This window comes from Vibrio sp. ECSMB14106, assembly GCF_000972265.1.
Lineage (GTDB): Bacteria > Pseudomonadota > Gammaproteobacteria > Enterobacterales > Vibrionaceae > Vibrio > Vibrio kanaloae.
Genome location: NZ_LAUM01000004.1, coordinates 217,860 through 231,165 on the forward strand (window position 1 = coordinate 217,860; position 13,306 = coordinate 231,165).

At 43.8% G+C, this 13,306-nt stretch carries 9 protein-coding genes; 6 read left to right on the top strand and 3 right to left on the bottom strand.

Annotation, left to right across the window (positions count from 1 at the left end):
• Nucleotides 1-171: 171 nt before the first annotated feature.
• Nucleotides 172-2,625 (bottom strand): glycogen/starch/alpha-glucan phosphorylase, encoded by a 2,454-nt coding sequence (locus WR49_RS04395; RefSeq protein ID WP_046223201.1) that lies wholly within the window; start codon nucleotides 2,623-2,625, stop codon nucleotides 172-174.
• Nucleotides 2,626-3,189: 564 nt separating this feature from the next.
• On the opposite strand from WR49_RS04395, the gene malT reads away from it, so the two are divergent.
• The 6 genes from malT (at nucleotide 3,190) to sstT (ending at nucleotide 10,954) form a co-directional block, all read left to right on the top strand.
• Entirely contained in the window at nucleotides 3,190-5,898 is a 2,709-nt protein-coding gene (gene malT / locus WR49_RS04400; RefSeq protein ID WP_046223202.1) for an HTH-type transcriptional regulator MalT, read from the top strand.
• 552 nt (nucleotides 5,899-6,450) lie between these two features.
• A complete protein-coding gene (locus WR49_RS04405) occupies nucleotides 6,451-7,371 on the top strand; it encodes a DUF368 domain-containing protein (RefSeq protein WP_046223203.1) in 921 nt (306 codons plus the stop codon).
• Nucleotides 7,372-7,574: 203 nt separating this feature from the next.
• A complete protein-coding gene (locus tag WR49_RS04410) occupies nucleotides 7,575-8,015 on the top strand; it encodes a hypothetical protein (protein ID WP_017057869.1) in 441 nt (146 codons plus the stop codon).
• Nucleotides 8,012-8,608 carry an SCO family protein gene (locus WR49_RS04415; protein ID WP_046223204.1) on the top strand — a complete coding sequence of 199 codons (597 nt, stop codon included), beginning with the start codon at nucleotides 8,012-8,014 and terminating at the stop codon, nucleotides 8,606-8,608. Before WR49_RS04410 ends, WR49_RS04415 begins: the two co-directional genes overlap by 4 nt.
• Nucleotides 8,609-8,723: 115 nt before the next feature.
• Entirely contained in the window at nucleotides 8,724-9,182 is a 459-nt protein-coding gene (locus WR49_RS04420) for a copper chaperone PCu(A)C (protein ID WP_046223205.1), read from the top strand.
• 554 nt (nucleotides 9,183-9,736) lie between these two features.
• Nucleotides 9,737-10,954 (top strand): serine/threonine transporter SstT, encoded by a 1,218-nt coding sequence (gene sstT / locus WR49_RS04425; protein ID WP_017057866.1) that lies wholly within the window; start codon nucleotides 9,737-9,739, stop codon nucleotides 10,952-10,954.
• Between the two features lie 207 nt (nucleotides 10,955-11,161).
• Here the strand turns inward: sstT and WR49_RS04430 are convergent, their stop codons facing one another.
• Nucleotides 11,162-12,376, bottom strand: coding sequence for a tetratricopeptide repeat protein (locus WR49_RS04430; RefSeq protein ID WP_046223206.1), 1,215 nt, complete (start codon nucleotides 12,374-12,376; stop codon nucleotides 11,162-11,164).
• Nucleotides 12,377-12,692: 316 nt separating this feature from the next.
• On the bottom strand, nucleotides 12,693-13,295 hold the full coding sequence (locus tag WR49_RS04435) for a response regulator transcription factor (RefSeq protein WP_046223207.1): 603 nt from the start codon (nucleotides 13,293-13,295) through the stop codon (nucleotides 12,693-12,695).
• Nucleotides 13,296-13,306: the final 11 nt, after the last annotated feature.

Sequence of the window (13,306 nt, forward strand, 5' to 3'; positions counted from 1 at the left end):
TTAACGCTTTCAATTTTTGTAGGGTTGTTTATTTAATTTGTTACTGATCAATTAGCTTGTGACAATCAGTTTGTAAGCGACCAGTTTATAAACCAAAAAATGCCTCAACCACCTATTTGCCCACAAGCTAATTAAGCCACGGCAGAAACTGCCTTGGCTACTTTAGAAGTATTAACGGTTAACCGCTTCAAGTTTCCAGATGTTGTTCACGTAGTCGCGGATAGAGCGGTCTGATGTGAACTTACCAACCAATGCTGTGTTAAGAATCGCTTTCTTAGCCCAACCTGCTTGGTCTTTATATTGCGTGCTCATGTCTTCGTGCGCTTTCACATAAGATGCGAAGTCAGCAAGACATAGGTAAGGGTCACCACCGTCTAGCAGGCTATCAAACGTTGCACATAGAAGGCCTGGCTGGCCCGGAGTGAACTCATCGCCAGTCAATAAGTCTAGAGATGCTTTCAGTAGTGGATCTGCATTGTAGTAGTCGTATGGGTTGTAACCCTGAGCTTTCAATGCCACAACACCGTCAACGTCTAGGCCGAAGATGTAGATGTTTTCATCACCCACTTCTTCACGAATCTCAACGTTTGCACCATCCATCGTACCGATAGTTAGCGCGCCGTTTAGAGCCATCTTCATGTTGCCCGTACCCGATGCTTCTTTACCAGCCAGTGAGATTTGCTGAGAAACGTCTGCTGCAGGGATGATGATTTCAGCCATGCTTACACGGTAATCAGGGATGAATACCACTTTCAGCTTGTTGCCAATGCGAGGGTCGTTGTTGATCTTCTCTGCAATCTTGTTAACCGCGAAGATGATCTCTTTCGCTAGGTGGTAACCCGGTGCTGCTTTCGCGGCAAAGAAACATACGCGTGGCTCACACTCGAAACCAGGTTCGTTAAGAATACGGTGGTACAGAGATAGAATGTGTAGTAAATCTAGGTGCTGGCGCTTGTATTCGTGCAGACGTTTAATTTGAACGTCAAAGATAGCGTTAGTATCTAGCTCGATACCCATGTTCTCTTGAACCCAATCAGCAAGACGCTGTTTGTTTTCTTTCTTAATCGCCATGAATTCTTTCTGGAATTTCGCGTCTGTTGCAAACTTAGCGATGCCTTCTAGCTGCTCAAGTTTTGCTGGCCATTCAGTACCGATCTTGCCAGTAATTAGCTTAGATAAGCCTGGGTTACAGAACTTCAGCCAACGACGTGGCGTGATGCCGTTCGTTACGTTAGTCAGTTTGCCTGGGAAGATTTCGTTGAACTCTGGGAACAAGTCTTTCTTAACCAATTGTGAATGAAGTGCTGCTACACCGTTTACTTTGTAAGAACCAATTACACATAGATTTGCCATGCGAACCATGCGGTGGAAACCTTCTTGGATGATAGAAAGCTTCGCTTGCTTCTCACCGTCACCAGGCCACATCTTGCGAACTTCTTGCATGAAGCGATGGTTGATTTCAAAGATGATTTCCATGTGACGAGGGAGAAGACGATTGATCAAAGATTCAGACCAAGTCTCTAACGCTTCTGGAAGTAGTGTGTGGTTCGTGTAAGCGAACGTATGAGCACTGATTTCCCATGCTTGATCCCAAGTTAAACCTTTCTCATCAATCAGGATGCGCATCAATTCAGGGATAGCAATCGTTGGGTGCGTATCGTTAAGCTGAATCGTTTCTTGCTTAGGAAGATCTTCTAGAGAGAAACCTGCTGCTTCGTGACGGCGTAAAATGTCGCGAACCGATGCTGCTGAGTGGAAGTACTGCTGCATTAGACGCAGAGTCTTACCTTTCTCGTGGTTGTCGTTAGGGTAAAGAACCTTAGTGATGTTACCTGCATCGATTAGCGAGTGTTGCGCTTCGAAGTAATCACCGTTGTTAAAGCTTGCTAGTGAGAATGGTGCGATTGCCTGACATTCCCAAAGACGCAGCGGGTAAACCGTGTTTGACTCGTAACCTACGATTGGTAGATCCCAAGGCATTGCTTTTACTTCCATACCTGGAACCCAAGTACGTACTTCTTTGCCGTCGATGTATTCAACTTCTACATGACCGTAAAAACCAATGTGTTGGGCTAGTTCTGGACGAGCCACTTCCCAAGGGTAACCTTCAACACCACGCCACGCGTCTGGTGTTTCTTGTTGGCGACCATTTTGGAAAGACTGTTTGAATAGACCGTATTCATAGTGAAGACCGTAGCCTACTGTTGGGTATTCTTGAGCGGCACAAGAATCCATGAAACAAGCAGCTAGTCGACCAAGACCACCATTACCTAGTGATGGGTCGCGTTCTTCTTCTAGAAGGTCAGTTAAGTTTTGACCTAGCTCTTCCATCGCATGAGTAATCTGTTCATATAAACCCATGCTGATTAAATTGTTGCCTGTCAGACGACCAATCAAAAACTCTAATGAAAGGTAGTTAACGCTCTTTGCGTTCTTAATTTTTTCGTCATTTTCAGTTGCTAGCAGGTCAAAGGTTGTTAATTCTGCTAACGCGCGGCCCATTGCTAGGTACCATGCACGGCTATCTGCGTTTTCAATTGTAGTTGCGTAGGTCGCAGACAAATGCTTCTTAACGCTCTCTTGGAACGACACTTTATCGAAAGTTTTTTGCTGAGTTGGTTTCATTTCAGAAATCTCGCTTTTAATAGTTCTAATTCATCTATGACATATCGTGCATGGTCACCATAAACTAAACATCCTCCCGTCCTTACAACTAACTAGGAGTAGATTAGAGGGCGTAGGGGGCGTACCGAGATTTGGTTAGTGATCTGACTCTCATGTTCTGAGTTAGAACAAAATCTTGGAGTGACCAAGATCACAAGCTCCCGTTGGATAACTTAACTTCAATTGATGTAACTTTTATTTACGTCTCTTAAAGTCATTGTTAAATCTGATATTCAGATCACGAAAATTTTTTTAGCCTCTCATCACACAGAAACCGGTGTAAGAGAAGGAGAAGTCACATTCACAAACCGCACCTAAGGTGACTTAAATCACAAATAAAGGGCGTAGAACATCAAAAACATGCAGGAGTGCAAGGTTTCTGTGGAGGATCATAGTCGGTATCGTTTCGCTTCACGTACCATAAACGAAGACTTAAGTAATTAGGCTAATGTCATTGGACAAGCACTCAACAATAGATTGGGATAATCCAGAACATAAGCCACGAAATAGGTGAAAAACTTCGATATGTGGATCCCTTCAAAACTGACCCGTCCCGGCCGCTTACACAATGCGATTCTACGACCTAGGGTTCTCGATCTGCTTCAGAACGCAGATTGTTACAAGCTGGTGCTATTTCGCTCCCCAGCAGGGTATGGCAAAACCACAATGGCCGCGCAATGGCTAGTAGATAAGCCTAATGTGGGTTGGTACAGCATTGATGATAGTGACAACGATCCATTTCGCTTTATTAACTATCTACTGCAATCACTCAATAAAGCGACTCAAAATATCTGTCCTAATGCTCAAAAGCTGGCAGAGAAAAGACAGTTTTCATCCCTGCATTCATTATTAAGTGAAGTTTTCGCAGAAATGTCTGAGTTCCATCATGAATGTTTCCTTGTGTTGGACGACTACCACTTGGTCAACAATGATGACATTCATGAAGCAATGCGCTTTTTCCTCAAACATATGCCCGACAACCTGACACTCGTTGTAACCAGCCGAGGAACACCACCACTCGGTACCGCTAACCTTCGCGTACGTGACTTAATGATAGAGCTAGGTAACGATTCATTGGCTTTTGATACTGAAGAGACCACGCGCTTTTTCAACCAACGCGTAGCCGATGGCATTGATGACATCACAGCAGACAGCATTTGTACTTATGTAGAGGGCTGGCCTTCTGCCTTGCAACTTATTGCGCTGCAAGCCCAACATCAAAAACGTACTCTAGCGCAATCAGCGGAGTCGTTCTCGCACTTTAACCATGCTCATCTTTGGGACTATTTGGTGGAAGAAGTGTTCGACCTGTTAGACAAAGAAACTCGACAATTCTTAATGCAGTGCTCTGTGCTTGATCACTTCAACGACGAGCTAGTATGTGCACTCACTCAACGTGAAGACGCGCTCGGTATGATCGAGTCACTCAATCGATTTGGCCTGTTCATCTATCCTCTTGAAGGTGAGAAAAACTGGTACCGCTTCCATAACCTATTTGGTGAATTTCTCGCGCACGAACGCCAAGCTCGAATTCCGCAACAAGAAGCTGAATTGCATCGAAGTGCGGCTAAAGCTTGGATCAAACAGAAAACGCCTCATCAAGCTCTTCGACATGCACAGCGTGCTGACGATCCACAATTGATTGTTCAGATCTTGAGTGATCACGGATGGCAGATGTTCAACCAAGGTGAGCTCTCTTCATTAGAGATGGCGATCAAGCAACTGACACCTGATCAACTTTACAGTGAACCTAAACTGTCAATGTTGCGCGCATGGCTGGCACAAAGTCAGCATCGATATGATCAAGTAGGAACCTTGCTGGAAGAAGCCGAAGCGCAATATCAAGCTCGAAATATTGAGCTTGATACTCAACAACAAGGGCAGTACAACTCCCTGCGTGCACAAGTAGCCATCAACAGTAATGAACCTGAAAAAGCGCTAGAATTAGCCGAACTTTCATTAAGTCAACTAAATACAACGGTATACCGTAGCCGTATAGTAGCGACCTCTGTTGTTGGTGAAGTGAACCATGTTATGGGCAACCTTAGCCGAGCGCTACCGATGATGCAGCAAACAGAAAAACTCGCACGTCAGTATCAAGTTTACCATCAGGCGCTGTGGGCAATTCTGCAACAGAGTGAAATATTAATTGCTCAAGGTTATGTTCAGGCTGCATTTGAGCTGCAAGACAGTGCATTTAAATTGATTGAAGAACACCAACTGCAATACGTGCCACTGCATGAATTTTTACTGCGAGTTAGAGCTCAGATTTTTTGGTGTTGGAATCGATTAGATGAAGCAGAAGAATGTTGTTATAAGGGCTTAGATATTCTTGGCCATCATGCACCAAGTAAGCACTTACATAGCTACTCAATGCTGGCTCGAATCTCATTGAGTCGGGGAGAAATTGATAAAGCGTCTAAGTTTATTGACCAGATTCAGCACTTGTTGCGCCAATCAACTTACCACGTAGATTGGACAGCGAACGCTTCACTGTCTCTGATCTTGTTCTGGCAAGTAAAAGGCAATAAAGACGCCATCCGTGACTGGTTGAGCGTTGCTGTTCGCCCTGAATCAGCAAGCAACCACTTTTGTCAACTTCAATGGCGAAACATCGTGCGTGCTCATATCATCCTTGAGCAGTATGAAGAAGCGGAACAAGCGCTAACCTTCTTGAAAAGCGAAGCCCAACGTTCACACCTGATTACGGACACCAACAGAAATTTGATCGTCGAAGCCGTGTTACGCACACAGATCAACGATGAAGACAGTGCTCGTGTGCTACTAGAAGAAGCCCTACACATGACCAACCAAACCGGTATGGTCGGTAACTTCTTAGTCGATGGTGGCACTATCGGGCATATCTTGGACAAGCTGAGTAACAAACCTGGCTTGGGTGATTTAGAACGTCACCGAGCCCAACAGATCATGAAAGATATCTCGACGACTCAACGCAGCCGTTCGGTTCACTTTGACGAAGACTTTGTGGAGAATCTGGTTAATCACCCGAATATTCCAGAACTGGTACGCACCAGCCCACTTACACAACGTGAATGGCAGGTACTTGGTCTTATCTACTCGGGGTTCAGTAATGAACAGATCGCTCAAGAACTTGACGTTGCAGGCACGACTATCAAAACTCACATCCGTAACCTTTACCAAAAACTAAACATTGCCAACCGTAAAGAAGCCATTAGCACAGCAGAAAATTTGTTGCAGTTGATGGGATATTAAAACGGATTCGAAATTCGAAAAAAGCATAAGCTGGTCACCCAGGTGGCTGGCTTTTTTTTCGCTTGGAGAATGAGGGATAACCGATAAAAAACTAGAGATAGCCAAACGACAGACAAAAAAATAGCCAACCGCAATAATCGCGATTGGCTCTATATATTTGTGAACAAATCAAAAGTTCACTAACAACGTCAGTTGGCTAGGTGACCCTCGGCTTAAGAAGGGTCAAATTTATTAATGCAGTTAGCGTGCCAACTTTAATTCAGCGTTTTATAAGCTCTAAATCTCATAAAAGCCTCTAATTCAACATACTAGTTGCAAAGTGCATTTGCATAATGCGATAAAAATGCAATATTGATAAGAGATCAGTTTCATCATAGAGCACTAATGATAGATCACTAAGTGCTTGTATTTTAAATATTATGCAGATGTTCACTTCAACTTATTGCGTTGCAATTAAGAAGATAGTTAAAACACCTCGCCAAAGGCATATTCATACTTTTTTTACCTTAAAGTTTGTATACTGCACAAAATCACTCTCAACTCTATGAATCAATGAACTATTTAAGTACTTTTTTTAAAGGCATGGCAATGGGCGCAGCCGACGTTGTCCCTGGCGTTTCAGGCGGAACCATCGCATTCATCACTGGTATTTACGATACGCTGCTAGAAAGCATTCGTAGAATTAACCCTAGCGTACTTGGCTTATGGAAGCGCGAAGGCTTCAAAGCCGCGTTTAACCACATCAATGGTTTCTTCCTGATTTCACTGTTCGCAGGCGTGTTCACGAGTATTGCGACATTCGCAAAGCTGATTTCTTGGTTATTGGTCACGCACCCTGTTCCACTGTGGTCTTTCTTCTTTGGGCTGATCTTGGTGTCGGTATTCCATATTCTTAAGCAAGTAGAAAAGCGCGATATGATTCGATTCGTCTTTCTATTACTTGGTGTAGCCTTCGCTTATAGCATTACGGTTCTTAAACCACTACAAATGGAACCAACCAGCATCAACATCTTGATTGCGGGTGCGATTGCGATCTGTGCGATGATTTTACCGGGTATCTCAGGCAGCTTTATTCTGCTACTGATTGGCATGTATGGCCCGATTCTTGGTGCCGTTAAAGAGTTTCAAATCGATGTGCTTGCCCTATTTTTAGGTGGTTGTGTGATCGGTCTACTGACTTTCTCACACGTGCTCTCTTGGCTATTACGCTCATTCCGCGATTTTACATTGGTATGCTTAACCGGTTTGATGATCGGTACGCTACCTAAGATATGGCCGTGGAAAGAAACCATCAGTTGGCGCATCAACTCGAAAGGTGAGCAAGTTCCTCTGGTTCAAGAGAACCTATCACCGTTCGACTTTGAAGCTGTGACCTCGCAACCTTCTCAGCTCGTGTTGGCAATTGTGATGATGCTTGTAGCTATTGCCTTAGTTCTAGGGCTAGAGAAATTTGCAGAGCGTAACGTTGACTAATCATTCAGCGTACTTCTGGAACATGTTCAGAACGGATAGAACTTAGAAATACTAAGCTCACCTCTCTATTAAGCAGACAAAAGCGAAGCCAATGGCTTCGCTTTTTTAGTTCTACCATACGCACAAAATTGCTTTTTGATACAAGCACGTATTGAGGGGTATGATAACATCGCCGCTCTTATAAAATTAGATGAGAACACGACATGCACCCAGCATTAAAAGTGGCTGCTCTTGGAATCGCTCTCGTGGCAGGCTTTTATGGGCCACCCGTATTTCAAAAACTCAAGTCGGTCATTGAACATTCAACGGCCGAAGTCAACTTAGATGACTACTGTATGCTTTCAACAACATCGTGTGAGCAAGAATCGATTTCAATGTCGCTTGACCGTGAAACCGCACAACCTCTTCTACCCACGAAAATAAAGGTTGTTTGGGAAGGTGCCGCATCTGAGACACTAATGTTGTCACTCACCGGCTTAGAAATGGAAATGGGCTCAGCGCGTTTTCAACTAAAGAGCATTGGCAATAATACTTATGAAGGTGATGTGATTTTACCTGTATGTACTTTAGATAAGATGACATGGATCGGTGAGCTCACTGATGGTGTCGAGACTGTAAACCCTGCAATAAGGATGACAAGATGAGTAGAAATTGGTCGTTAGCATTGGTTGTTGCTTTTGTACTTGGCTTTGGTGTCAAAAGCTATCTTGACGGACAAAATAAATCTCAAGAACAACATGCAGCAAAGCAAAAGTTTTCCGCAACGACTCTTTTCGGTAAAGATAACCAACCAACGGAAATCTTTGACCAAACCGATGACAGAATTCGTATCGTCTACTTTGGTTTCACACGTTGCCCAGATGTCTGCCCTACTTCTCTGGCGATGTTAGCTGGAGCGCTTAACCAAGTGTCAGATGGAGCAAAAGCGAAGATTCGCCCGATGTTTGTCTCTCTTGACCCAGAGCGCGATGCTGCAGAAGCTTCTTATGAGTACGCACAATACTTCCACCCAATGATGGAAGGATTAAGTGGCCCATTAGATGTGACAACGACGCTTGCGCATAACTACGGTGTTATTTTCAGAAAGACCAAACTTGAAGGGTCAGAGTTGGAATACACCCTAGACCACAGCTCATATTTTTATTTTTTAAAGCCCGACGGTACTTTGATTACCAAAGTACCGCACACGTTGACGCCAGCGCCAATTGTTGAGGCCATCAACACGTTAACACGCTAGCGTATCAAGTCATCAACGACTAGGAACGACGTGTAAAAAATAGAGAACTTAACTAATAAAGTTCGAACAAAAAGTCAGGTCCCAGACCAAAAACATAAAAATTAAGGACAACAACATGAAGTTAAAAGCACTTGCTCTAGCAGGCTTATTGCTCACCCCTTTTGCTCAGGCTAGTAGCGATATTATGGTTCATGATGCGTACGCTCGTGCAACCCCGCCTTCAGCAGTGAACAGCGCGGTGTTCACGACTCTGATGAACCACAGCGATAAAGAACGCGCTATTGTTTCTGCAACAACACCGGCAGCAGGTAAAGTAGAACTTCATGATGTAATCATGGATGGCGATGTTATGAAAATGCGCCAAGTTCAAGAGATCATCATCCCTGCGAACGGTGAAGCCGTACTTAAACCAGGTAGCCTACACATCATGTTGTTCGACCTAGCAAGCAGCCTAAAAGAAGGTGAGCAAATCGAGATGACACTGACCTTCGCCAACGGTGAAACGCAGACCTTCGATGCGCCGGTTAAGAAAGTAATGAGCGGCATGAAAAAGATGAACCACGATCATCACTAATTGCTCAGCATAGGATGCAGAATATTCGTCGGTTGCGCACTAGGCGTGCGTGAAACATTTTCCGATGTGGAAAGTTTAGCCACGTACTATCGTTTTTCTCATTGTAACCATGAATCAGAACCGGCGTGCGACTACGCAAAGCGATTGAAAGTGGTAAGCAGCCTGGAAGAAGGCTTACAAACTATCAAAAATAATTGAGAAGACAAGCCCTTTGTGTTCATCACATAGGGCTTATTTATTTCAATTTGCTATCTATATTGCTATTGCTGCAAGCGATGATCTTATCAAAAGCTGTTTACATTCTTATACTCACAGAATATTGGGCTTGATAAACATCAGCATGCAGGCTTATAACTCAACATATGTACATTTATTTAACATTTCAACCCAAAAACACCACGTAGCGCAAACAATCACCCTAAAAGTAAACTATTCCTAGACACCCTCTTAGATCTCGCTAATATTAGCGCCCATTCCACTAGTGTATAGTTGGAATTGGTACAACTTTATAAAAAGATACATCACTATAATAATTTAACAATTGCAGGTATTTTATGCAAAATAGCAACATACTCGCCCGCATCGCTCGTGGGAACCTTGTCCTACAGATCCTTGCAGGTATTGTTTTCGGTGTCGTTCTCGCCATGGTTTCTCCTTCAGCAGCTCAAGATGCAGGTCTACTCGGTAGTCTGTTTGTTGGTGCTTTGAAAGCAGTTGCCCCCATTTTAGTTTTCATTCTTGTCGCAGCTTCTATCGCAAACCAAAAGAAAGGTCAGCATACCCATATGCGTCCAATCATTGTTCTATACCTGATTGGTACGTTCTCTGCTGCACTTACAGCTGTAGTGTTGAGCTTCATGTTCCCAACCACTTTGACACTGGTTGCGGGCGCTGAAGGTGCCAACCCTCCTCAAGGTATTGCTGAAGTTCTTCATACGCTTCTATTCAAACTTGTAGATAACCCAGTTAGTGCGCTAATGAACGCGAACTACATCGGTATTCTTGCTTGGGCAATCGGCCTTGGCCTTGCACTGCACCACGCATCTGCAACAACTAAAGCGGTTTTCGAAGATTTAAGCCACAGTGTTTCACACATTGTTCGCTTCATTATTCGTCTTGCACCCTTCGGTATCTTCGGTCTTGTTTCGACTACGTTCGCAACAACGGGCTTCGATGCACTGGCAAGCTACGGTCAACTACTAGCGGTTCTACTAAGCTCAATGCTGATCATCGCACTTGTGGTTAACCCACTGCTTGTATTTGTGAAAACAAAACAGAACCCATACCCACTCGTACTGCAATGTATTCGTGAATCTGGCGTAACAGCATTCTTCACTCGTTCAAGTGCTGCAAACATCCCAGTAAACATGAACCTTTGTAAGAAGCTAAACCTAGACGAAGATACTTACTCTGTATCTATCCCTCTAGGCGCAACAATCAACATGGCGGGTGCTGCAATTACCATCACTGTGTTAACGCTTGCAGCGGTACACACAATGGGTATTGAAATTGATATCTTCACTGCGATTCTACTAAGCCTTGTGGCTGCGGTATCTGCATGTGGCGCTTCTGGTGTTGCTGGCGGTTCACTACTGCTTATCCCACTAGCATGTGGCCTATTCGGTATTTCTAACGATGTAGCGATGCAGGTTGTTGCAGTAGGTTTCATTATCGGTGTGATTCAAGATTCTGCTGAAACGGCGCTTAACAGCTCAACTGACGTAGTGTTCACTGCTGCTGTATGTAAAGCTGAGCAAAACAAAGCTCAATAAGCTCTAAGCTCTAAGCTCTAAGCTCTAAGCTCTAAGCTCTAAGCTCTAAGCTCTAAGCTCTAAAAGCAAATCACACACAAATAAAAAGGGAAGCATCGGCTTCCCTTTTTTGTTGCCTAGTTTTCTTGATTAGGGTGAGAACTACAGTTAACTGATAACCAAAGAAAACTGCTTCACAGAAGCACCGTATAAAGCTACTGAACACGACTATTGATTTCTGTTCCAGTTAGACTCAACAACTGGCTGACTGAAGTCCAGAGGGTCGCTATTCTGATTAGCTTGTTTATCTGTTAATACTTGACCTGTATTCATCTGCTGTTGGCTGTAATCAACGTTAGAAATTGATTCACTAAGCTCTTTAGTCTTTATATGACTACCATCGACACTTAAATCGGTATCTTCTTCATCAAGCACTTCTTTCACTTTCTTTGGGATAGGTATATTACGTTTGTAGAGCTTATTGAGCGCTTTGATGATTGAGTGCTTGGTTATCGCTTCTTGAGTTAACTTAGTCATTATTGGCTTAGTCAGAGCTTGTAAGCCCACCACTGCATCCACACCAAGCTCACCACCCACTTTGTCTCTCAAATGTTTCGCATCGGAATATCCGAAATGAGCCGATAAGAAGAGCCAAATATAAGCAATAGCGTTACCGTTTTCACCATGATCGATCCAAGCCTCACCGGCTCTAAACATCGCTTCGGCACTGTTTTTTTCCGCCGCAGTCTCAAACCAATATATGGCCTCACCATGATTGGATTCAACGCCAATACCATTCAAATAACACGAACCAAGCTTAATCTTACCTTCTAAACTATTCTTGTCCGCCGCTTTGTGATACCACTCGACTGCATTCTCGGCTGAATAGTCCGGATTTTCTTTGTCTAGACACCAGTCCCCCATAAACAGCATTGCTTCGCTATTGCCACCAGCTGCTGACTCTTCGATACAGGTGTAGCCCTTGGGGATGTTTTTATCCGTTCCACGGCCAAAGACGAGCGCTTTACCCATCTCAAATTTCGCAGCCAGATCATTGTCTAATGCAGATATAGCAAGTTGCCAAAAATTGGCTTTTTCTTTTAAAATTAGGTCTTCTTTACGCTTCATACTAAGGCGTACAATACCGTACATACCGTTGACATTATCTAAATGCGCCGCTTTATCGTACCAATACAGAGCTTCCTTGATATTGTTACGTTCGGCCTCTTTCGCCAAATACAGAATCGACGGAACATGCCCGGTTTCAGCTTTGAAGTGGCGCTCTTTTTGCTCTTGTATACGCGCTTTTTCAATCGCTTTTCGGTAAGCGACTGCACGCGCTTTACGTTCCTGTTCCAAGCGCTGTTTTCTTAGCGATAGAGAGATCAGCCAAACGGCCACAAGTATTAACGAAAGAGCCGTCGCACCAATTCCGATTCCCATTGTACTCATAAAGTTTTTTAACCTAACTCGGTTGATACAAGACCCAATCCAGAGGAGTACCTAACCATAGTGAATGTTTCTAAATTACAGGGAAAAGCGCAGTAGTTAAAACGTTTCACCCTAAAATGAACTTAGTATCTCAGGAATACATAGCGTTAAACAGATTCCTGATACATCTCAGTATGCACTCCATAAATGGTGTGATCTTACTTCAATATTAGTTTGCTTATGAAGATAACCTTCCAGCAAAGTCACCTTAAAAGCGACCACGATATGGCACCTATCACTGTCATTTCGTATCGTGGTGGCTATATGATTAAGTTAACTGCCCATAAATATATGCCAACTCAGCAACCGTTTTTGCAGAAAATTTCTTCATTAAACTCGCTCGGTGTACTTCTACCGTTCTCATCGCGATACACAACTCGTCAGCGATTTTCTGGTTACGCTTGCCGTCAATGATCTGCTTAAGAATATCGATTTCACGCTCGGTCAACGACGCATAAGCTTGGCGATACACATTCATATGAAGATTCTTTTCAGAAGCCTCTAATCCTTGCTTGATTGCCTCGGACAATTCACCACCTTTCACCGGCTTTTGGAAGAAGTTCACCGCGCCCGATTGCAAGGCTTCCACCGCCATTGGTACATCACCATGACCCGTCAGATAAATCACCGACAATGGACTCTGCGCTTTCACCATCAACTCATGGACTTGCTGCCCTCTCATCTCTGGCATTCTGCTATCCAAAATTACACACCCCGGAGCACTCAAGTCGACAGAATCTAGAAAGTTCGGGCCATCTTCATAAGCTGACACCGTAAAATCATGCTCTTTCAATAAGAACACCAATGAGTCACGCATCGACTCATCGTCATCAACCACATAGACCGGCAACGTTTGATGAAGTTCAGACATAACAAGATTCC